General features: G+C 33.8%; 25 protein-coding genes. 8 read left to right on the top strand and 17 right to left on the bottom strand.

What is annotated here, in order from left to right; all coding sequences use genetic code 11:
- Position 1: 1 nt before the first annotated feature.
- Together ACK1U5_RS00300 and ACK1U5_RS00295 are read right to left on the bottom strand one after the other, a co-directional pair.
- Complete coding sequence (locus ACK1U5_RS00300; RefSeq protein WP_000722232.1) at positions 2–574, bottom strand: DJ-1/PfpI family protein; 573 nt, start codon at positions 572–574, stop codon at positions 2–4.
- Complete coding sequence (locus ACK1U5_RS00295) at positions 571–1,158, bottom strand: AAA family ATPase (protein ID WP_100240301.1); 588 nt, start codon at positions 1,156–1,158, stop codon at positions 571–573. Before ACK1U5_RS00295 ends, ACK1U5_RS00300 begins: the two co-directional genes overlap by 4 nt.
- A gap of 245 nt (positions 1,159–1,403) precedes the next feature.
- Here ACK1U5_RS00295 and ACK1U5_RS00290 point away from each other — a divergent pair, with 245 nt between their 5' ends.
- Both ACK1U5_RS00290 and ACK1U5_RS00285 read left to right on the top strand, forming a co-directional pair.
- Positions 1,404–1,700, top strand: coding sequence for a hypothetical protein (locus ACK1U5_RS00290; RefSeq protein WP_000262400.1), 297 nt, complete (start codon positions 1,404–1,406; stop codon positions 1,698–1,700).
- 103 nt (positions 1,701–1,803) lie between these two features.
- Positions 1,804–2,235, top strand: a complete 432-nt coding sequence (locus ACK1U5_RS00285) for a DUF2621 domain-containing protein (protein ID WP_000889387.1) — start codon at positions 1,804–1,806, stop codon at positions 2,233–2,235.
- Positions 2,236–2,305: 70 nt separating this feature from the next.
- On the opposite strand, the gene ACK1U5_RS00280 is transcribed toward ACK1U5_RS00285, so the two are convergent.
- The 3 genes from ACK1U5_RS00280 to ACK1U5_RS00270 form a co-directional block, all read right to left on the bottom strand.
- A complete protein-coding gene (locus ACK1U5_RS00280; protein ID WP_001028440.1) occupies positions 2,306–2,812 on the bottom strand; it encodes a CcdC family protein in 507 nt (168 codons plus the stop codon).
- 90 nt (positions 2,813–2,902) lie between these two features.
- The gene (gene ccdA, locus ACK1U5_RS00275) at positions 2,903–3,610 is read right to left on the bottom strand and encodes a cytochrome c-type biogenesis protein CcdA (protein ID WP_001152676.1); all 708 of its coding nucleotides are present in this window, start codon (positions 3,608–3,610) and stop codon (positions 2,903–2,905) included.
- Between the two features lie 16 nt (positions 3,611–3,626).
- Positions 3,627–3,776: a peptidase T gene (locus ACK1U5_RS00270; RefSeq protein WP_071686460.1), complete on the bottom strand. Its 150-nt coding sequence runs from the start codon at positions 3,774–3,776 to the stop codon at positions 3,627–3,629.
- Positions 3,777–4,098: 322 nt separating this feature from the next.
- Here ACK1U5_RS00270 and ACK1U5_RS00265 point away from each other — a divergent pair, with 322 nt between their 5' ends.
- Complete coding sequence (locus ACK1U5_RS00265) at positions 4,099–5,007, top strand: EamA family transporter (protein WP_000947046.1); 909 nt, start codon at positions 4,099–4,101, stop codon at positions 5,005–5,007.
- 132 nt (positions 5,008–5,139) lie between these two features.
- Positions 5,140–6,285 carry a M20 peptidase aminoacylase family protein gene (locus ACK1U5_RS00260; RefSeq protein WP_000253676.1) on the top strand — a complete coding sequence of 382 codons (1,146 nt, stop codon included), beginning with the start codon at positions 5,140–5,142 and terminating at the stop codon, positions 6,283–6,285.
- A gap of 47 nt (positions 6,286–6,332) precedes the next feature.
- Here ACK1U5_RS00260 and ACK1U5_RS00255 read toward each other — a convergent pair whose 3' ends face one another.
- The 3 genes from ACK1U5_RS00255 to ACK1U5_RS00245 form a co-directional block, all read right to left on the bottom strand.
- Entirely contained in the window at positions 6,333–7,277 is a 945-nt protein-coding gene (locus tag ACK1U5_RS00255) for an ABC transporter permease (protein ID WP_000482759.1), read from the bottom strand.
- A complete protein-coding gene (locus ACK1U5_RS00250) occupies positions 7,270–8,181 on the bottom strand; it encodes an ABC transporter ATP-binding protein (protein ID WP_000180622.1) in 912 nt (303 codons plus the stop codon). The genes ACK1U5_RS00255 and ACK1U5_RS00250 overlap by 8 nt, the downstream gene beginning before the upstream one ends.
- A 90-nt stretch (positions 8,182–8,271) precedes the next feature.
- Complete coding sequence (locus tag ACK1U5_RS00245) at positions 8,272–8,847, bottom strand: FtsX-like permease family protein (RefSeq protein WP_042891235.1); 576 nt, start codon at positions 8,845–8,847, stop codon at positions 8,272–8,274.
- Between the two features lie 170 nt (positions 8,848–9,017).
- On the opposite strand from ACK1U5_RS00245, the gene ACK1U5_RS00240 reads away from it, so the two are divergent.
- A complete protein-coding gene (locus ACK1U5_RS00240) occupies positions 9,018–9,617 on the top strand; it encodes a hypothetical protein (RefSeq protein WP_016111180.1) in 600 nt (199 codons plus the stop codon).
- 93 nt (positions 9,618–9,710) lie between these two features.
- On the opposite strand, the gene alsR is transcribed toward ACK1U5_RS00240, so the two are convergent.
- Entirely contained in the window at positions 9,711–10,610 is a 900-nt protein-coding gene (alsR, locus tag ACK1U5_RS00235; protein WP_016111181.1) for an acetoin biosynthesis transcriptional regulator AlsR, read from the bottom strand.
- A 153-nt stretch (positions 10,611–10,763) separates the two neighbouring features.
- Between alsR and ACK1U5_RS00230 the strand changes: the two genes are divergently transcribed.
- Entirely contained in the window at positions 10,764–11,129 is a 366-nt protein-coding gene (locus ACK1U5_RS00230; protein ID WP_000872365.1) for a CidA/LrgA family holin-like protein, read from the top strand.
- Positions 11,126–11,803 carry an LrgB family protein gene (locus ACK1U5_RS00225; protein ID WP_000578954.1) on the top strand — a complete coding sequence of 226 codons (678 nt, stop codon included), beginning with the start codon at positions 11,126–11,128 and terminating at the stop codon, positions 11,801–11,803. Before ACK1U5_RS00230 ends, ACK1U5_RS00225 begins: the two co-directional genes overlap by 4 nt.
- A 12-nt stretch (positions 11,804–11,815) precedes the next feature.
- Here the strand turns inward: ACK1U5_RS00225 and ACK1U5_RS00220 are convergent, their stop codons facing one another.
- Positions 11,816–12,229: an NUDIX hydrolase gene (locus tag ACK1U5_RS00220; RefSeq protein ID WP_000442977.1), complete on the bottom strand. Its 414-nt coding sequence runs from the start codon at positions 12,227–12,229 to the stop codon at positions 11,816–11,818.
- A 142-nt stretch (positions 12,230–12,371) separates the two neighbouring features.
- Here ACK1U5_RS00220 and ACK1U5_RS00215 point away from each other — a divergent pair, with 142 nt between their 5' ends.
- Positions 12,372–12,572 (top strand): DUF3903 domain-containing protein, encoded by a 201-nt coding sequence (locus ACK1U5_RS00215; RefSeq protein ID WP_000625225.1) that lies wholly within the window; start codon positions 12,372–12,374, stop codon positions 12,570–12,572.
- Positions 12,573–12,939: 367 nt separating this feature from the next.
- Here the strand turns inward: ACK1U5_RS00215 and ACK1U5_RS00210 are convergent, their stop codons facing one another.
- The 7 genes from ACK1U5_RS00210 to ACK1U5_RS00180 all read right to left on the bottom strand — a co-directional run bounded on the left by ACK1U5_RS00210 (position 12,940) and on the right by ACK1U5_RS00180 (position 20,604).
- Positions 12,940–13,695, bottom strand: coding sequence for a sulfite exporter TauE/SafE family protein (locus ACK1U5_RS00210; protein ID WP_048567465.1), 756 nt, complete (start codon positions 13,693–13,695; stop codon positions 12,940–12,942).
- Positions 13,696–13,793: 98 nt separating this feature from the next.
- Complete coding sequence (locus ACK1U5_RS00205; RefSeq protein WP_000644411.1) at positions 13,794–13,940, bottom strand: BC1881 family protein; 147 nt, start codon at positions 13,938–13,940, stop codon at positions 13,794–13,796.
- A 239-nt stretch (positions 13,941–14,179) separates the two neighbouring features.
- Positions 14,180–14,728 (bottom strand): hypothetical protein, encoded by a 549-nt coding sequence (locus tag ACK1U5_RS00200; protein ID WP_113710632.1) that lies wholly within the window; start codon positions 14,726–14,728, stop codon positions 14,180–14,182.
- 23 nt (positions 14,729–14,751) lie between these two features.
- Entirely contained in the window at positions 14,752–15,771 is a 1,020-nt protein-coding gene (locus ACK1U5_RS00195) for an NERD domain-containing protein (protein ID WP_025966567.1), read from the bottom strand.
- Positions 15,772–15,911: 140 nt separating this feature from the next.
- Positions 15,912–16,958 carry a GH25 family lysozyme gene (locus tag ACK1U5_RS00190; RefSeq protein ID WP_044584774.1) on the bottom strand — a complete coding sequence of 349 codons (1,047 nt, stop codon included), beginning with the start codon at positions 16,956–16,958 and terminating at the stop codon, positions 15,912–15,914.
- 131 nt (positions 16,959–17,089) lie between these two features.
- Positions 17,090–18,853, bottom strand: coding sequence for an ABC transporter ATP-binding protein (locus tag ACK1U5_RS00185; RefSeq protein ID WP_000229522.1), 1,764 nt, complete (start codon positions 18,851–18,853; stop codon positions 17,090–17,092).
- Complete coding sequence (locus tag ACK1U5_RS00180) at positions 18,853–20,604, bottom strand: ABC transporter ATP-binding protein (RefSeq protein ID WP_048567463.1); 1,752 nt, start codon at positions 20,602–20,604, stop codon at positions 18,853–18,855. Before ACK1U5_RS00180 ends, ACK1U5_RS00185 begins: the two co-directional genes overlap by 1 nt.
- Between the last annotated feature and the right edge of the window lie 15 nt (positions 20,605–20,619).

Below are 20,619 nucleotides of genomic sequence, written 5' to 3'. Positions count from 1 at the left end.
TCTACACGTTTTCTCGTAAAAGTTTCTCCATTACTACATTGCCTTTACCACAATAAAAATCTGTATTATGTTCGTCTGCCACTCCAAAATAAGAGGCAATTGCTATTCCAAATGGTACAAATGCATGCCCTTGTGCTGTAATGATATTTGAGTGTTTCACAACTTCTTCATACACGAAATTTTCTACTGGAAAACAATCAAATTTTTGATAATCTATAGTCGCAGTATAAGAAATCCCTTTAAATAACCCTGCTTTTGCTAGTGCATACGGTCCAGCACAAATTGCCGCCACTAATTTTTCTTGTTCATGAAATTGACGAATGATTGAAAAAAGAGGTTTTGCATCTTCCAACTGTCCTTCTTCTCCACCTGGAATAAGTATCCCCTCATACTCATCTACACGTACTTCACTTACTTCTATATGCGGCTGCACTTGCAATCCAGTTTCACTTATAACCAATTCTTTAGTTAAGCCCGCTGTAATGATTTCATATTTATTTTTCAGCAATGCCGTTGCTACTGTTATTTCAAACTCTGCAAATGTTGAGTATACAAATAAAAGTATTTTTTTCATAGCTCTCTCTCCTTTAACCAGTCCATAAAATATACCTCTAAATCGTCCACTGTTAATCTATTCGTGTCCACATAAGTTACAGGAAATTTTTTATACCAGTCTTTTTCAGTTTCTACTAATTTAAATTGCTCCTCAAACGTACTTCTGTTTCTTGTTCTATCATTATTTTTTCTATCATATACATTCTTTTTCGTAACATCTAAGTAAAAAATCACATCCGAACGGCATGCTCTTAATTTATATAATTCATCTTTCAATTCAGTTTCTATATCCCACTCTTCTCCTATAATCGTTGGATAAAAGAGTGTAAAAAACTCAATGTCTTCTGGTCCGCGATCAAAAATTACGACTGAATCTTTCAAATTTTGAAACTCCTTTATTTTTGCTTCCATAAACATTTTTTGATTCATAATAAACCCTACTTTTGAATTCATATCTAAATTCAATTTTTTTCGCTTCTCTACAATTGGATATGGATTTTCATATATAACTCGAAACCCTCTCTTTTCTAACCTTTTTGCTAATGTTGTTTTTCCGCTAGCCATCGGCCCTTGCAATGAAATTACGTATGCCACACCTCTCATTCCCTTACACTTTAGTACACCTATAATATACAGAATCTTGAAAACTCTCAACATTATATATATCATCTTGTTTCTTATTCATATCTAACTTATAATGAAAAATAGAGATTATGACGGACGCATCAATAATGTAAGCTTGGAAATCCAAGCTTACATTATTTTTTGCTTTCCCTTTTCTAATAAAAAGAGTATACTAGATTAGAACGTATGTTCTTAGTAATTACATACAGTAAGGAGATAGAACAATGGTATACGACACAAAAGCAATTTCTTGGAATGAATCTTTAAAACAACTTCAACGCCGCTATACAAACAAACAAGTTGACCGAAAAGAATTTGAGGATATTGAACTGATGGAATTCTTCCGCGATAACGACTACATTTCTTTACCTACACATATAAGCGGCCTATCAAAAACACGTTTTACTTCTTACTCTATTTTCACAACTGAAGATAAAGATCGTAAAGTTGGCACACTTATTATTGAGTATGTTGAAGACGATAATAATAATTTATGTGTTGAACAACTATACTTCGTTTAAACTATAACGCTTGGTCAAAATGACCAAGCGTTCTTGCTTTCTATGAATCTCACTGTATATAATATGAATAAAAGAAAACCGCTATCATTAAGGGGGGATATGCGTGCTCGAAGGATGGTTCAGTTGGTTCATTGTATTATGGACGGTTATTTTATTAGGGCTTATGTCTATCGGTGGATACTTTATGTTCAGAAAATTTTTAAAACGTTTACCAAAAGAAGACGGCATGTCCATTTTGGATTGGGAAGAACACTACATAAATAAAACGAGACATTTATGGGATGATGAACAAAAACAATTGTTAGAAGAGCTTGTAAGTCCTGTTCCAGAACTATTTCGTGATGTTGCAAAATCAAAGATTGCTGGAAAAATCGGGGAACTTGCATTACAAGAAAATGCCTCTCAAATTACACAAGACTTAATTATTAAGGGATATATCATCGCCACACCAAAGCGTGATCATAAATTTTTAATAAAAAAACTACAAGAAAAAAAGATTGATTATTCTAACTATCGATCTTTACTCGCAAAGTAACTTCATATTATTTTCGATAAAAAAGACAGCGCCTTTGACGCTGTCTTTTTATTTGGTACATATACAGTTTTTAAGTTAGCTTCATATCTTTTTCATTATAAAAACCATCTTCTTTTTCCATTTCCTTCTGTAATTTCGTAAAGGAACGATACATTGCAATTCTCCATGACACAATCATCGCAAACGCAAGTAAGAAGAACATGCCACTAAGTTGTCCTAAATCAAGAGATTGACTTAAGTAGGTTTTAAATACAATCCGCACTACAAGTAATCCAATTAATATGAAAACAAAGGCTTTTGAACGCTTCAAATAAATCTCTTGTCCTCTAATTTCAAATTTAGATGTTTTAATAAGAAAAATAGAGAAAATCAAACCGACACCAATTGCTTCTAACATTTCTGCTGGAGTTAATCGAAATTCAGGAAAAACATACATCAATGCACCCGTACTCATAAAAAATGGTGGAAGTATAATTTTTTTCAATGTTGCAGGTTTCTTAGCTGCTTTTAAACGAATAAACATCGCACCGACAGCCATACAAACAGCAACGATACTTGATAAAAGAACTATGTTCATATTTTCTCATCCTTTTTTGTGGCTATATGCAAAATATACTTTCATTATATGCTTTTCCGTTAGTATTTCCAACATTTTCGCAGAATAATACTAAAAACCAGTAAAACCACCAAATAAACTTGAGAAATATACGATAATTTTCGTCATCCAGTTAAAGTATAGGAAGACACCCATAACAATCATAATATATCCTCCGACTTTCATGAAGGCCATACTATTTCTTTTAATCCAAGACATTTTCGTAATAAAGAATGACAGTACGAAAAACGGGATTGCAAATCCAAGTATGTAAGCAATCATATATATCATTGCTGATTCTGGATTTGTTGCTGCTAATCCAATTACAGACACTAGAATTGGTCCGGTACATGGCGTCCACCCTGCTGCAAAAGCTAATCCGATTAGTACTGATCCAAAATAGCCACTTGGACGATTTTTAAATGTAAATTTACGGTCTTGCATTAAAAATTTCGGCTTAAACACCCCGACAATAATTAAGCCGAACACGATGATAAATATACCACCTAACTGTCTGATTAAATCTTTATAGTCAGTAAAGATTCCTCCAATAAAACTTGTACCAAATCCAATTGCAATAAATATAATTGAAAATCCAAGTAAGAAAAACGCTGTATGTATCATACTTCTTTTGCGAAGCATTGCATTTTCTTCTTTCAATTCAGAAACCGACATACCTGTTATGTACGATAAAAATGCCGGATAAAGCGGTAAGCAACATGGGGAAATAAATGATAAGAACCCGGCGCCAAACGCTAAAAAAATACTAATATCTTGCATCATTCCACTCCTCTCCCTAAATATTGTAACAAAAACACATAAAAATACTATGAACAATTCGTGAAATCACTTTTACAACGTGGCAATAAGAAAAACCGCACTTCCTCACAGTTTCTAATAAAACGTTTTCATTTCCTTCTATTATATAGAAAAAACCCAAATGGATTATAAAACTCCTTTAATTGTTATTACCATAACAAAGGTAACATAGTTTCTCAAATAATTAGCACGTTACTAGTACGTCTATATACATATTGGTTTAAAAAATATTTTTTTCAAATGCTATCTCTATACAATGCAAAGTTTATTTTATAATACTTCTACTATTAAAAATTTCAAGATTATGCATAAATATCATACTTTTATTATTATTCTATAAAATGTCATACTTTTCTTTCATTTGACCCTTTATTTCTAATTTTGTATACTTCCCTCTAGTTATATATTTTCGATACGGAACAACTTCATATAGATGGGAGGAATTTTTCATGCTTCGTTATTCTCTTTTAGTTTTATTAGGAGCGTGTAGTTATGGAATTTTAGCTATTTTTGTTAAGCTTGCATATGCAGAAGGATTTTCACTTGGAGAGGTAATTGGCAGCCAATATTTGTTCGGTTGGATTATTTTGCTTGCTATTACACTTCTATTTTCTAGACATCGCGTTCCTTTAAAGCAAGCATTACTTTTATTCGTTGCAGGAACATCTGCAAGTTTTACCGGAATTTTTTATTATGCTTCATTAAAAACTGTACCAGCTTCTATTGCAATTATTCTTTTATTCCAATTCGTTTGGGTCGGAATTATCATTGAAGCAGTCGCAACAAAAACATTACCTTCAAGAGAAAAAGTTATTTCTGTTATTTTCTTACTTGTAGGGACATTTTTATCAAGTGGTTTACTTGAACAATCAGTAGGTGCTTTCGATACGACTGGGGTCATTTTAGGTTTATTATCTGCTGTTACATTCGCAACATACATTTTCGTAAGCGGAAAAGTTGCTGTTGAAGTACCTTCATTACCGCGCGGTGTTCTCTTAATGACTGGTGCTTTAACTTTAGTCATGATTGTATTCCCACCAACATTTATTTTTAATGGTGCCATTTCTCAAGGTCTTTGGAAATACGGTTTAGGATTAGGAACATTTAGTATCGTTATTCCATCTATTGCCTTTACAATCGGGATTCCAAAAATCGGTTCTGGCTTAGCGACTATTCTTGGTGCAGCGGAACTACCAGTTACAACAATTATGTCAGTATTCGTTTTAAAAGAGGCTGTACTATCTTCACAATGGTTCGGTGTATCACTTATATTAATTGGGATTGCAATCCCGCAAATTGCATACGCAATGCGTGGACGTTATCGTAAACATCATACGCATAAAAAAGTCGCAGCATAAAGTGAAACTTTAATTAGTTGAACCAATCGGGCTTTTATGGGATAAACGAGAGAGGATTTTCATTTGAGAATCCTCTCTTTTATTGTTGTATACTTATGATAAATATTTTGCTGAAGAAAGAAGGCATACTACATGGTATCTATTTCAAATCAACTAAAAGAAAAACTTATTTCCATCCGTCGACATTTACATGAGTATCCAGAACTATCATATGAAGAGTTCGAAACAACAAAAGCAATAAAAAATTGGTTAGAAGAAAAAAACATTACTATCATTGATTCCAATTTAGAAACAGGAATTATCGCTGAAGTGTCTGGTAATAAAAACGGACCAATTGTAGCAGTTCGTGCTGATATTGATGCCCTTCCTATTCAAGAAGAAACACATTTGTCCTATGCATCTAAAGTACGAGGGAAAATGCATGCTTGTGGACACGATTTTCATACAGCTGCTATTTTAGGTACTGCTTTCTTATTAAAAGAAAGAGAATCTTCCCTAAATGGAACGGTTCGCTTCATATTCCAACCAGCTGAAGAAAGTAGTAATGGCGCTTGCAAAGTTATTGATGCTGGACATTTACGTAATGTGCAAGCGATTTTCGGCATGCATAATAAACCTGATTTACCAGTAGGTACAATTGGCATTAAAGATGGTCCACTGATGGCCGGAGTTGATCGATTTGAAATTGAAATTCACGGAGTTGGTACACACGCGGCTGTACCAGATGCTGGCGTAGATCCTATTGTCGCATCCTCTCAAATTGTGATGGCACTGCAAACAATTGTAAGCCGAAATATAAGTTCATCTCATAATGCAGTTGTTAGTGTTACAAATATTCATGCAGGAAATACGTGGAACGTGATTCCTGAAAAAGCTACGTTAGAAGGAACGATTCGCACATTCCAAGCTGAAACACGTGAAAAGATTCCCGCACTCATGGAGCGTATTATTAAAGGTGTATCTGATGCATTAGGTGTAAAAACGAAATTCCGTTTTTATTCAGGTCCTCCTGCTGTTCACAACGATAAAGCTCTTACAGACTTATCTACTCAAGTTGCCACAAAGATGAATCTTAATATCATCTCGCCTAGTCCGTCAATGGCTGGAGAAGATTTCTCATTTTACCAACAGGAAATACCAGGTTCATTCGTCTTTATGGGAACGAGTGGTACACATGAATGGCATCATCCTGCTTTTACAATTAATGAAGAGGCACTGCCTATAAGTGCAGAATACTTTGCTTTACTAGCCGAAAGAGCACTTAAACAATTCTCATAAAAAAAGCCGTTCAAAGTGCATCTCAGCACCCTGAACGGCTTTTCTTATTAAGTTAAATCACGTTTTAAAAACACAGTATATGAAATACATAAAAATACGAACAAATAAAGTAACAACATACATGATGCAAACGGGAATGTTACTCCATCAATAAAACTTCCATTCTTTGAAATACTATATAAATCTGTGTTTGCTGGCAATAAATATTTCGCCCAGTTATATCTAGTGGCTGCTAATAGCGCAATATTGCCTGATAAAGCAAGGAATAGTGAAATACCAATTGCACCTCCACTAGATCTTGTTAACACAGAAATCATAAATGCAAACGATGCGTACACAACCGTTGGTAACCATGATAAAACATAATATTTACTTGCTTCTACAAAAATGTTTTGTTTTATTATATTTCCATCTTGGAAAATAAACTCACTCCATGCAGGCTGTTGGAATTTATAAATAACAAGTCCACATAAAGCGGAGAAGATCATATTAAATATAAATAATAAAGCTGCAAATATAACAATTGCTAAAAATTTTGCTGTTAAAATTTTAAAGCGACTCGCTGGTCGTATCGTTAAAAATTTATATGTTCCCCAGCTATATTCATTCGCAAAAATTGTACTTGCATACACGAGGATAAATGGGAGCAAAATTGGAAATACGATAAAACCTGTATCTCTCATGAAAGAAAGTGGAGAACTGCTTGCCGGTGCTGTATCCGTATCTAAATGCTTCATCTTAAGCTGGTATTCTTTTACAAGCTCATCCCCTGATTTTTCTGCTAAAATAGCTTCTTTTTTCATGCCAAGCTTTTTCTCAATTTCTACAGTTCGTTCTGTATAATCTACTTTCCATCCTTTTGTTTCCGGTTCAAAATACTTTACCGTAACCCATCCTAATCCGATTATTAATACTGCAATAACTGCAAATGGAATAATCGTTCGCTTCCGCTTAAATATTTTATACAGTTCGTTATATACTAAATTAAACAATATCTTTTCCCCCTGTTAATTCTAAAAATTGCTCTTCTAACGTTTTTCTTTCTTCATATACACGATACACTTGAATATTTTTCTCAAGCAATGTACGAATAACATTTGGGATTTCTTCATCTTTTACATTAATAAGTAATTCATTATCTTTTACTAAAACATCATGCCCTAATATTTCTGCTGCTTTATTCGCATCATCTACACGTATACGGATCGTCTCCATCTCTTCGCTTTGGCTATGCTGAATATTTTGCGTAGCCACATATTCCCCGTGCTGAATAATGATAACTCTGTCACACATTAATTCAACTTCTGAAAGTAAGTGACTTGATACAAGTACAGCTTTTCCTTGTTCATGTGCAATTTTTTTTATGTACATTCTCATTTCATGTATTCCACTAGGGTCTAATCCATTTGTCGGTTCATCTAGTATCAACACGTCTGGATCGTGAATAAGTGCCTGAGCGATTCCTAAACGTTGTCTCATGCCGAGTGAATACGCTTTTACTTTGCGATCAATTACTTGTCCCATCCCTAACAATTTCACTACTTCATCGATACGTTCTTCGGTCACATTACCATTCATTCGTCCGAAATATGTTAAATTTTCATAGCCGCTCAAAAAAGGATAAAATTCAGGTGTCTCAATTACCGCTCCAATTTTCGCAGCTGTTTTTTCGAATTGCTGTTTCACAGATTGACCATCAATCCATACTTCACCTTCTGTCATACGGATCATACCAACCATCATTCTCATTAAAGTCGTTTTTCCAGCACCGTTTGGTCCGAGTAAACCGACAACCTCGCCTTTTTTCACTTCAAAACTAATATTTTGTACAAGTGTCTTTGATCCGATTCGCTTCGTTAACCGATCGACTTTTACAATTGATTGTTCATTTGTCATTCTATACAACCTTTCCTTCCCATTCTTTGTCAGGTCTTTTCACTGTAACATGATTATTTTTATGTGTAAAATAGAAAAAAGCATGATTTCTCATGCCCTTTCTTTAAACCGCAACGAATTTTCATCTTTTAAATTTCGAACAAATCGATAACATTGCATCATCGATATTAAAACGACAGTCATCATAATTATACTAATAATTACAACTGCATATATTGTAATTGGCGCACTATTTATTCCTTGTATCCCTGCAATTTTCATAAAGATAACCGTGAATAATTTCAAAAATAGCATCCCATTAATTAATCCAAAAACAAATGCTGCTCCATAAATGAATAATTGCTCCTGACATAATACACATATTACCTCTTTTCTTTTCATATTTTCTGCTACATAAGATATAAACTCCTCCCTCCTCACATGCAAAAGGGAGTACATCATTTTATATGTAGTAAAAATACATATGAAAATTAGTACAATAAAAAGTGTGTAAAAATACATTTGAAATACAAATGCATCCCCTACTTTCAAAATAGCTCCTTCATTAAATTGTAACGATATCATAAAAAACAAAATCATAGTACTCATAGCAATCCACATAAATTGCTTCATCCTTTTGGTAGCAAATGTTCTAATATTTTTTCTCGCTAACCGACATAAAGACATAAAATTCTTCCCCTACCTTATTACATACGCATTCTATACTACTAGTGTATAAAAATATGACATTTTAAACATCGCACTACAATCGGAATTTCTTCTAAGCCTTTAGTCCTAGAAAACGAAATGATAAAAAAATCACATTTAGAATATAATTGTAAAAAGGAGGAGGTTGCATGCGTATAAAATTACTATCAATCTTGTCTTTATTATTACTCACAAGTTGTACCCAACTAAAAAACAATGAAGTTGCCATTGTTGAGCCATACAAATTAACAAAAGAGCAAGCTTCTATTTTACAAATGACTCCTTTTCAAGAAGGAAATAGCATGTTTTATAACGTTACGCTTAAAAATGATAAAGATGAAATAAATGCTACAATTGATTATTATAACAATGGTAAGAAAACAAAAGAAATTGCTAATATAGCTACCTCACATTTTTCAAAAAAGAAAGTAAAGCTTTCTTTTTTACCACCACATTTCCAATTTGATAAAGATATACAAGAAAAAAGGCAGTGGTATCTGAATATTGAAGGTGGTTCAACACTTGTTCCTGAAGAAGCGCCACCAAGCGTAAATAGCTCTGCAACTACTACAATCCAATCTATAAAAAATTTAAAATACAATCAAAAAACAACTTTAGCTGCTGTAATCCAAACAAGTAAAGAAACTGTAAGCGTCCCTACAATTGACGAAGAAAAGGGTATTGATTTACTCTTAAAAGAAAATGAACACGTTTATCTATTTAGTATCGAGCTAAAAAAAGAACAATAAAGCGGAAATGCAACTTAAGTTGCATTTCCGCTTTATTGTTTAATAAGGTGTACTTTTATGGATTTGAATTAAATCCATTTTCTGTTACTACTATTATTCATCTTCTACTTCTATTCTTTTCTTCTCTCTTGCAATTTTTAAAAACTCTAGCAGCTCTGGATTACTATTCATTTTTTTGTAAGCCACTGACATTTCTGCAACAAAATTAGAATCATATAACTCTTTATATACAACTTCTGTTTTATATAACTTATTTGCCGACACGGGTATTACTGTAATTCCAATCCCTGCTGCTACAAGCCCCATAACTGTTTGATACTCTGTTGCTTCTTGTACAATACGCGGACTAAATCCAACTTCTCTGCAAAGAGATAAAATTGTATCATACAAAGCTGGCCATACTGGTCTCGTAATAAATACAAACGGCTCATCTCGTAAATCTTCTATATGTATTTCATCTTTATCTGCAAGTGGATGTGCCTTTGGTAAACATAAGGTGCATGATAACCTTTGAATTGGCTCTAATTCTAATAATTGCGTTGGAATTGGTGGACGTAAAAAGCCAATATCGATACGGTTATCATGAAGTGCATGAACTTGATCTGGTGTTGACAATTCATGTAATGCAACAGACACTCTCGGAAATTTTTTTCTATATTCCCTAACAATTGATGGTAAAATATCATATATCGCCGCACCTACAAAACCAATTGAAAGTGATCCTACTTCTCCCCTTTGCGCACTTTGTGCAACTTCTACTGCTTTTTCAATTTGTTCAAACGCCTTTTTTACTTCTTTTAAAAACATTTCTCCTGCTTCTGTTAGTTCAACCTTTCTTTTCGTTCTTGAAAATAATGTAACTCCCATTTCTTTTTCTAATTGCTGTATTTGTTGACTAAGTGGTGGTTGTGTCATTTGTAAACGAGCAGCCGCCCGTCCAAAGTGTAACTCTTCTGCCACAACAACAAAATATTGCAAATGCCGTAATTCCATTTTTGGACACCCTTTTCACTTTCGATTAATATGTCTAATATATTAATAACATATAATTTATATATTAGACAAATATTTTGAATGAACGTATAGTAGAAATTGTTAATTCTTTTTTACAATTTTTATGTAAAAAAAGAAAGAGGTGGTTACTGTATGAAATGGTGGAAGTTAAGCGGACAAATTTTATTACTATTTTGTTTCGCTTGGACAGGTGAATGGATTGCAAAACAGGCACACCTCCCAGTTCCAGGAAGTATAATCGGTATTTTTTTATTATTAATTTCATTAAAATTTAACCTAGTTAAAAAAGAATGGATACAGGACGGAGCAGATTTTTTATTAAAAGAACTTATTTTATTTTTCATCCCTTCTGCAGTCGCTGTCATACGTTACAGAGATACACTAACACAATATGGAATCGATCTCATTTTAATTATTATGATTAGCACTCTTTGCGTTACCTTAGTTACAGGACTTTTAACAGAATTGCTACTAAAGCGGAAAGGATCAACGCAATGATCGGATTTCTTTGTTTACTATTAACACTATTCACATATTGGATATCAAAAAAAATGTATCAACGTTGGAATTGGAGTCTACTTTCTCCTCTTCTCGTCTGTCCCATTATTTTAATTGCTTTATTGCTCGGATTAGATACACCTTATGAAACATATGAATCTGGTGGTCACTGGTTAACTGAATTATTAAAGCCCGCAACAGTTGCTTTTGCATGGCCAATCTATAAATATTTTGATTTATTAAAGAAACATGGAATGGCTATCTTACTTAATGTCATTGTCGGTTCGTTTTTATCAGTCATTACTTCAGCACTACTAGCAAATTATTTTCAAATTGATTCATCACTAGAACATAGTTTAGCGCCACATATCGTAACAACACCAATCGCAATGGCTATTTCAGAAATGATTGGTGGTATGTCACAATTAACTGCTGTATTTGTCGTTTTAACTGCCTTAACAGGAGCATTGCTCGGTCCTTCTCTCATACGTATTTGCCGTATTAAAACAGCAATCGCAAAAGGTATTATGTTAGGAACAAGCGCAAATGGAACCGGTACATCAAAAGCATTCGAAATCGGTCCTGTGGAAGGAACAATTGCAAGTTTATCCATGCTTTTAACAGCAGGCGCTAGTTTAGTTATCGTTCCGCTTTTCTTGTCTTGGATACATTAAAGAAGCAAGTATTTACATACTTGCTTCTTTATCTATATATTGGCACAGCAATTCATAATCCTCTGGAAAAGCTAAACACAATTGTTCAACTTCATGTATCCCTTTCCAAGCAATTTCATGTATTAACTCATCAGGATCTTGGATTTTCATATTACCGCCTATTTGTTTAACAAAATAATAATGGACATACACTGGAACACCGTATGTAATACCCTCTTTTTCATATATTTTATTTACAACTTCCACATTGTAACCTGTTTCTTCCCAAACTTCCCTAATACAACATTCTTCTAGTGTCTCTCCCTTTTCAAGTCCTCCACTTGGGACAGACCACCTTTTTTCTTCTCCCTCCTTGCCCTGCAGTACCATTAAAACTTCCTTTCTTTCATTTACACATACCGCTGCACTACCTATCCATCTCTCCATAAACATCCCTCCCCTACTAAAATTCGCCCTCTTTTTTATTTTCCCCTTGAAAAAAAGAGGAAAAAAATAAAACAATGACGAAAGATTACATCAACTTCATAGGCAATCCCTTCTTAGAAATTAAAACTGGAAGGATGAAAATATGATTTCTAATTATGTTGTGGAATGTGTCTTTTGTGAAGAAAATCGAAAGCCTCGCCAAGCTATTGTCACAGTTCCCGCCACTACTCAGCTACTAGCCATTGAAAAAGTGCGTGCGGAATGCAAACGTCGCTTCGGAAAAACTGTATTATTACAAACAGAAATTAAAGAAAAAATTGTTTTTGAACAAAAAGAAAGCTGACCATCAATTGGTCAGCTTTCATATCCGATCATATTTTCACATGAAGATTAGGGGCATCCTCTTTAAGGATCGGGATTTTCCCATTATGTACGTTCCATAATGGTCATCGAACAATATATTTCTATGCAATTAACTATTGAATAGAATAGGGCAAAACTTGTTCGCATTTTTAGAAAAGGGATAGGGATATAATTCAAGTAGTACTTCGAATACTCGAACTTTACACTCATAATATTAAAACAAATCCTTTTATATGGGAAATATGAATTACCTATATAATTCATTCGTAAAATATATTAATAGTTTGCTATATTAATTTTATCTCGCTATTTGTAAGCATTAACCCCCTACTGATTATAATTTCACTTTATTCCATCAATAGCATACAACCAGCTAAAACCGGTGTCATAATCATCGAAAACCTCAAAAGCATTTGCGGTGCATAATTTGTAAACTTCGCGCCAATGTATGCCCCTAACATGGTCCCAATTAATACTTGTAATAACAATATATAATCTAAATATCCTTCCGAACTATATCCTATCCCGCCTCCAATTGCAATCGGTAATATAACAAGCATTGTTGTCCCTACAGATTGCTGAATCGTAAGTCCCAATAGAACCATTAATCCAAGTTGAATAAACGGTGCAGAACCAATCCCAAATGAACCAGCCATCATTCCAGTAACTAATCCAAGGCATACACATTTCAACAAGTAGTTCACGGAAAACTCTTTATGTTTATATAAAGACGACTTTTCTTTGTTTTGGAACATAATTAATTTAATAAACATAAAAATTGCCGATAAAAATAACATCCCAGCTGTAAACCAATGAAGAAGATGTGCTGGTATAAGTGAACCAAATTTAGAACCAATATAAGAGCCAATTGCGCCAAATCCCCCAACAATCCCGCCTATAATAAGTGCAACATTGCCTTCACGGTAATGACTTACAACACCTGATAATGTCGTAAATGCCATTGCAGTTAAAGATGTTGCAAGAGCAACATGAATAGGAATATGAAATACTAAAGTGAGTATCGCGATAATAAACCCAGCTCCTCCAGCTCCAACAAATCCTAATAAAATACCCATTACTAACATTGTTATAATAATTGCCACAGACTTTCCCTCCAGTAACACAATTATCCATCATATTTATCCTTACATACAAATAAAAAGCATCCTAGACGGATGCTTTTTATTTCAAAAATATGTACTTAATCTTGATTAATCAAAATAACCGCTGGACCAGCGACCACTACTCCAGCTACTTCTATTTTTTCAAATTCCTTTACTGTAATAGATATAACTCCTTCTCTTTCCATCAATTCTTTACTCAGGACATCAGTCGGGATTGCTTTCACCGTCTTACCTCCTTTTCATTTATACAATATGATAAAGTAAAACTTTAATGAGTGGGGTTTTTGTCCGTACTTATTAATTATTACCCCTCACCAATCGGACTAATAATCACCCAATGCATATATATATATGCATCACCTCCGCTTTCATTCCTTATTCCACTCAAAAACCTTCTCCCCCTTCCGTGACATATTGAAAAATAAAAAAGAAGCTATAACATATAGCTTCCCTCTACGTTTCTTTAATCTTTATGCACCGTATATTCCATGACTTTTCCATCTCTATCAAATTGGAAAACAAGCTGTTCGCTATCTATTGGAATAAAGCCACGTTCAGTCCCAAGATAATACAAAGTGGTAACTCCTTCTTCCCCACTTCTCGTTTCCGTTGGAGCTCCTAACAATTGTATAATTTCTTCATTTGATTTCCCTATTAATTTATATTTTTGTAATAGATCATCTACCATATATACCCGCTTATCTGCATGATTTAACCATCTATTTTGATTAAACTTTGATGTATATTCATTTACACTTAGTTGTACAGTGCACACTATTAATGGTATGAGTGCTACTATTAAAACCCCCAACATTTGCTTCTTTTCTTCATTACGATTTTTAGAAACATATAAAATAGCCTTTTGAATCATGACTAATAAAACAAATGGTATGAATACTACAAAAATGCTCCTTACACTTAAGGGTATATGGACCATATCAATGACGAATATAAATAGAATGTACATTACTATATACAAACAAAAATAGATATACAAAATGCCACGTAGCATAGCGTTCAGAAAGATCTCCCCTTTTAACTCACTATATAATTCATCCGGCTAATCATTTCTCGAATCTGTTCTAATTCTTGCACTGTATATACTACTTTCCCTGTTAAGATTTCATTTCTGAAGAACGTTACAATTTGCTCCCGATCTTTTAACCTAGGTGTTTCCTCACTAGAAAGGTCTACTATTGCTTTTCCATTTTTATTATAAAAATATACAACTGGTTTTACCTTTTCTTTTATACTATTAGCCTGTATTTCATTCAAACAATTGTATAAAATTTTAGATAGTTTCTTCGCCTTATATACTGGATTCCCCTCATTTTTCACTTGTATAGTTGAGGAATCTTTACCTACTATATATTCAAATGTCTCTTCTTTATCAACTTCTTGTTGATACTTACCCATTTCATCAATCATAAATGAATATATACCAGCATTTTCTTTCGTTAAACCATGAATTAATTTCTCGTTCCATTCTTTCGTCTCCAGTAGATAAATACCAGTTTTGCACAAGATGAGATGATGGATTCTATTATCGTTTATTTCACTATTATTTTTAATAAAAACATTCGGCATGACTTGAAATTCAGCATCTAATATGATGCCTTGCTCTATGAATCCTCGCTTCATATAATGTAATGTTTCGTACGTATTCATTTCAGCACCGTTTTTAGTATATTCTCGTAAATTTGCAATTAATTTTTGAAACATATGTATTTCGTTATTATGTTTATTTTGCATTTCACTACGTTCTTTACTATGCTGCATAGCTAATTGATTTTTCATCATACGCATATTTTCAATTTCTCTATTTGCACTTACTTGTAAATCATTGTATTTTTTCTGTTCCATATTTTTTAAATTATTTTGTTGTTCTTTATGCTCTATCACCGTAGCTGCAATTTCATTTTTATACGTTTCAATTGCTTGTTTCTTTTCAAATTCTACTTGCTGACTCTCTGATTCTAACTGTTTATTTTTATAAAACAGCACAAATGCTACAGCTAATAATATTAAAATCGCACCTATTAGCACATAATTCATATTTTTACTCCTTTATTTCATTTTCGATTATTTTTTATAAATATATCTACTATAGTATACTATGGTTTCGATATAGACTTTGTAAAAGTTGTATATTTTTAATAAAAGGCACCTCTGACGGGGCACCTTTTATTTTCAATCTATTGTACACCATACTGAATATAACTCGGATCGTAGTATATCCATTGATTTGTCCCTAAGCAAAGCCATCCATCTTGCTTACTCCATACTCGATACGCTTCACCCTGATGTAACTGTCTTATAACATTTCCATTTAATGATGGAGCATCACGCAAATTTACATTATCACCAGTAATAGTCGCCACATAATGTTTATACTGAATATAACTCGGATCATTATATACCCACTGATTTGTCCCTAAACAAAGCCATCCATCTTGTTCTCCCCAAACTTCATATGTTTCGCCACGATTCAATTGGCGAATTACACTAGACTGTAAAGATGGTCCACTTCTCAAATTCACATTATCTCCATTAATTATAGCAACCCCGTACACTGGAGTTGCATTATTAGGCGGGGAAACATTACCTCCACCACTTGCTCCATTCCCTTTTAAAGCTTCTAATGAAACTGCAGCTGATACATCACAATTTCCTACGCCTGAAATTTGTCCAGAATCTGTGTACTGCCACGCTGTCCACGCTGTCCATCCACCAGCATCAGCAGGCGGTGTACTCGAGTATTTAGCAATCCAAAGCGGTATATCACTTAATCCGCTAATTCCGAACTCATTAATATACCAAACTCCTGTATATAACATTACATCTTTTCCAGTAGCCTGTTTCACATAATTTATAAAGCTTCTTGCCCAATTTGATATAGCGTTACCAGTTAAATTACTGTTGCTCGGATCTGTTGGTGATTCTAAATCCAGAACTGGCATTAAGTCTGTCTGGTTACTTTGTAATATACTCACAAAATATTTCGCCTCTGAAATTGCATCATTTTGTTCTGGACGTGCAAAATGGTATGCACCAATTAATACATTCGCACTTCGGGCTCCTTGTACATTTTTAGTAAAAGTAGGATCAATGTAGTTTACACCTTCTGTCGCTTTTGCATACGCTGCTGGAATTCCAGATGCCTTCACTGCATTCCAATCAATATTTCCTTCCCAATGAGACACATCAATAAACGTAACATTTGAACTTGATCTGTTTTGCATATAAAATCTCCTATCAATTTTTTTACTTCGTATACATACAATATGTACAAGTTTCATAAGAGGACACGACATTTATGCTATAGAAACAAAGAGTAAACATATTTTGTATACAAAATAAAAAAGACCTTGTATTACAAGGCCTTTTGCAAACTCACTTTATTTTGTAGCAAGTACATATTATAATACAAACCTTGCTCACTTAGTAATTCTTGATGTGTTCCTCTTTCTACTATCTCTCCATCATGCATCACAAAAATTTGATCTGCATCTTGAATTGTAGATAACCTATGCGCAATGGCTATCGTCGTTCTACCTTTTCGCATTTGTTGCAACGCTGTTTGAATAGCCTCTTCTGTTTCTGTATCGATATTAGCTGTTGCTTCATCTAATACTAATACTTTCGGATTCGTTGCTATCGTTCTAGCAAAAGCAATTAATTGTCGTTGACCGCTTGAAAATGCTGCACCTCTTTCTACTACTTCTGTTTCATACTGTTTTGGTAACTTTTCAATAAACGTATTCGCTTGCACAAATCGAGCAGCTTCTTTTACTTCTTCATCCGTAATTTCTTCATTATACATACGAATATTTTGCTTTACATTTCCAGCAAATAAAAATGCATCTTGCAATACGAGTCCTATTTTCTTTCTAATTTCTCGTTCTTCAAATTTTTCTAAATCTACACCGTCTATTACAATATTTCCTGACTTAATATTATAAAATCGCATTAACAAATTCATAATCGTACTTTTTCCGCTACCAGTATGCCCAACAAAAGCAACCGTTTGCCCTTGTTTCACGTGAAATGATACATTTTTTAAAACGTCACGCTTTCCATCATATGAAAAAGTAACATTTTTAAATTCAATATCCCCATCCACGACTTGAGGATTCTCATTGCCTTTTTGAACCGGTGCTAAATCTTTCTCGTCCATTAAATGAAATACACGTGATGACGAAACAAGTGCCTGTTGGAAAAAGGACAATTTCATCATCATCTCATTTACAGGTTGGAAGAAACGATGTATATAGTTAACAAAAGCATATAAAACTCCTACTTCAACAGGGCTCTTTAAAGCATCAATCCCAAATAAACCTAGTACTAACGCAATAGCTACAATATGCACTAAATCCGTAGCTGGTCGTAAAAGTAATGCGTCTAACTTCAAAGTACGTCGCCCTGCACTATAATGTTTATTATTCACTTCTTCAAACTCTTTTCTCATACGTTTTTCTTGTCTGAACACTTGAACAATATTCATTCCTTGTATGGACTCGTTCAACTTTGCATTTAACACGCTTAGTTGATTACGTACTTCTAAATAAAAAGCTGCACTTTTCCGGCGATATAATACCATAATCGCAAACATTATCGGAATTAATACGAGAGAAAATAGCGCTAATTTTACATCTAATAAAAACATCGCTACTAAAATACCTACTAAAAAGACTACATTTTTCACAAATGTTGATAATACACTAACATAAAAATCTTTAATCGCTTCCGTATCATTTGTTATACGCGATACAAGTGTACCAATCGGCGTACGATCAAAGAAACTTAATGACAGCTTTTGAACATGTTCATATACTTCAACTCGCATATCTTGAACAATCTTAAAAGCAATGTTCTGAAAGTACAATAGATTTAAATACGTAAATAATACTTTTAATAAATGAGCAACTATGTAAATTACAAATAAAGTAACGAGCGCTGATCGTTCAAAATCCCGCGGTACTAGGTGTTCATCGAGGAATTGTTTAATTAAAAAAGGACCCATCATTTCCGTTACTGTCGCACCAACTAAAAAGATAAATGCTAAAGATAGCAACCCTTTATATGGCTTCATATAGGAAAGTAATCTACTTAAATCACTTCGCTTCTTCTCTACCATCATACGCCTCCTTTCTCGACTAAAGCTTCTAATTGCTGGCTTTCATACATTTCCTTATACCAGCCGTTTTCCTTCATTAATTCCTCATGTGTACCTCTTTGTACAATTCTACCTTCATCAACAACAAGAATAAGATTGGCATGCTGAATTGCACTTAATCGGTGTGCAGTAATAATCGTCGTTTTCCCTGCTCTTTCCCTCTTTAAGGCACTTAAAATCGTCTCTTCTGTTTTTGCATCTACTGCTGATAAACAATCATCCAAAATTAAAATTTCAGCATTTGTTAATAAAGCACGAGCAATAGAGATTCGCTGTTTTTGACCACCAGATAACGAAACACCTCTTTCCCCTACTACTGTTTCATATCCTTCTGAAAATTGGAGGATGTCATTATGAATACAAGCAATCTCTGCAGCTTCGGTAATTTCATTATATGTAGCATCCGCCTTTCCAAAGGCAATATTCTCACCAATACTTGCTGAGAATAAAAAATGATCTTGCGGCACGTATGAAATGGCAGAACGGACACCATGAAGTGTTATATCTCGAATATCTCGCTCCCCAATTTTTAATTCACCATTAAAATGATCATACTCACGGATTAAACATTTTAATAAAGTTGTTTTCCCTGCGCCTGTACGTCCTACAACTCCTAGCGTTTCGCCCTTCTTCAAATCAAAGTGAATATCGTTTAAATGTAACAATTCATTTTTCTTATACGAAAATGAATCAACGGCAAACGAAACATTACCGCTCGCTATTGTCTGTACAGCATTTTCGCTATTTACTACATCTGATTTTTGTAAAAGAATTTTTTCTACACGGTCATACGAAGCACGCCCACGCTCCATAATATTGAATAACCATCCAAACGCTAACATTGGCCAAACAAGGGTACCTAAATATGTCGTAAATGTAACGAGATCACCTACTGTTAATTCACCTCTTACAACTAATACCGATCCATAACATACTGCGATTAAAAAAGAAAATCCAACGATAAGAGAGATTGTCGGATCAAATAACGAATCAATACGTGCAACTAACACATTTTTATGTACAACATCTTCTGATTTTCTTCGAAACGCCTGCAAATCTTCTTTCTCTTGTCCAAGCGAGCGAATCACTTTCATTCCACTCATACTCTCTTGCACTTTATCATTGATTTCCGAAAACGATTGCTGTGCTTTATGAAACCTTTTATGTAATAAAGTTCCATAATAATTTGTCGAAATAGCTACAATCGGCATTGGAATTAAACTTAATAATGTTAACTTCCAGCTAATTGTAAAACCCATCGCTACGAGTACACATCCTCCGACAGCTAATGAGTCAACAAGCGTCAAAACACCTGCTCCAGCAGTTTGCTGGATCGCTTGAATATCATTGGTCGCATGTGCCATTAAATCACCTGTTCGATTTGACTGATAGAAAGATGGACTCATCTTTGTAAAATGTTCATATAAATTTTTTCGTAATTGGCGAGCTAATTTTAATGAAGACCCGAAAATCATAATACGCCATATGTAACGTAATATGTACATCGTAATGCCTACAATTACTAATAGTACAACCCATTTTAGTAACTTATCGGTCGTCAATGTTCCATCATTAATTTCATCTACAACGATTCCAATTACTTTTGGTGCTACAAGTTCTAAAAGTGCAACGCCAAACAATAAAATAATTCCAGTTATGTACGCTCGTTTTTCTTGTTTAAAAAACCACGCTAAATTCATAAACACTTTCATTTTTTTCCTCCTCCC

The sequence above is a fragment of the Bacillus sp. XB1 genome, from assembly GCF_053557995.1.
This window is presented reverse-complemented; position numbering and strand designations above follow the sequence as displayed.

What these genes read in the sequence shown, in the direction of transcription:
- ACK1U5_RS00300 (WP_000722232.1), bottom strand. Translation starts at nt 574, where the DNA reads ATGAAAAAAATACTTTTATTTGTATACTCAACATTTGCAGAGTTTGAA.
- ACK1U5_RS00295 (WP_100240301.1), bottom strand. Translation starts at nt 1,158, where the DNA reads ATGAGAGGTGTGGCATACGTAATTTCATTGCAAGGGCCGATGGCTAGC.
- ACK1U5_RS00290 (WP_000262400.1), top strand. Translation starts at nt 1,404, where the DNA reads ATGGTATACGACACAAAAGCAATTTCTTGGAATGAATCTTTAAAACAA.
- ACK1U5_RS00280 (WP_001028440.1), bottom strand. Translation starts at nt 2,812, where the DNA reads ATGAACATAGTTCTTTTATCAAGTATCGTTGCTGTTTGTATGGCTGTC.
- ccdA (WP_001152676.1), bottom strand. Translation starts at nt 3,610, where the DNA reads ATGCAAGATATTAGTATTTTTTTAGCGTTTGGCGCCGGGTTCTTATCA.
- ACK1U5_RS00265 (WP_000947046.1), top strand. Translation starts at nt 4,099, where the DNA reads ATGCTTCGTTATTCTCTTTTAGTTTTATTAGGAGCGTGTAGTTATGGA.
- ACK1U5_RS00260 (WP_000253676.1), top strand. Translation starts at nt 5,140, where the DNA reads ATGGTATCTATTTCAAATCAACTAAAAGAAAAACTTATTTCCATCCGT.
- ACK1U5_RS00250 (WP_000180622.1), bottom strand. Translation starts at nt 8,181, where the DNA reads ATGACAAATGAACAATCAATTGTAAAAGTCGATCGGTTAACGAAGCGA.
- ACK1U5_RS00245 (WP_042891235.1), bottom strand. Translation starts at nt 8,847, where the DNA reads ATGTCTTTATGTCGGTTAGCGAGAAAAAATATTAGAACATTTGCTACC.
- ACK1U5_RS00240 (WP_016111180.1), top strand. Translation starts at nt 9,018, where the DNA reads ATGCGTATAAAATTACTATCAATCTTGTCTTTATTATTACTCACAAGT.
- alsR (WP_016111181.1), bottom strand. Translation starts at nt 10,610, where the DNA reads ATGGAATTACGGCATTTGCAATATTTTGTTGTTGTGGCAGAAGAGTTA.
- ACK1U5_RS00230 (WP_000872365.1), top strand. Translation starts at nt 10,764, where the DNA reads ATGAAATGGTGGAAGTTAAGCGGACAAATTTTATTACTATTTTGTTTC.
- ACK1U5_RS00225 (WP_000578954.1), top strand. Translation starts at nt 11,126, where the DNA reads ATGATCGGATTTCTTTGTTTACTATTAACACTATTCACATATTGGATA.
- ACK1U5_RS00220 (WP_000442977.1), bottom strand. Translation starts at nt 12,229, where the DNA reads ATGGAGAGATGGATAGGTAGTGCAGCGGTATGTGTAAATGAAAGAAAG.
- ACK1U5_RS00215 (WP_000625225.1), top strand. Translation starts at nt 12,372, where the DNA reads ATGATTTCTAATTATGTTGTGGAATGTGTCTTTTGTGAAGAAAATCGA.
- ACK1U5_RS00200 (WP_113710632.1), bottom strand. Translation starts at nt 14,728, where the DNA reads ATGCTACGTGGCATTTTGTATATCTATTTTTGTTTGTATATAGTAATG.
- ACK1U5_RS00195 (WP_025966567.1), bottom strand. Translation starts at nt 15,771, where the DNA reads ATGAATTATGTGCTAATAGGTGCGATTTTAATATTATTAGCTGTAGCA.
- ACK1U5_RS00190 (WP_044584774.1), bottom strand. Translation starts at nt 16,958, where the DNA reads ATGCAAAACAGATCAAGTTCAAATGTTACGTTTATTGATGTGTCTCAT.
- ACK1U5_RS00185 (WP_000229522.1), bottom strand. Translation starts at nt 18,853, where the DNA reads ATGGTAGAGAAGAAGCGAAGTGATTTAAGTAGATTACTTTCCTATATG.
- ACK1U5_RS00180 (WP_048567463.1), bottom strand. Translation starts at nt 20,604, where the DNA reads ATGAAAGTGTTTATGAATTTAGCGTGGTTTTTTAAACAAGAAAAACGA.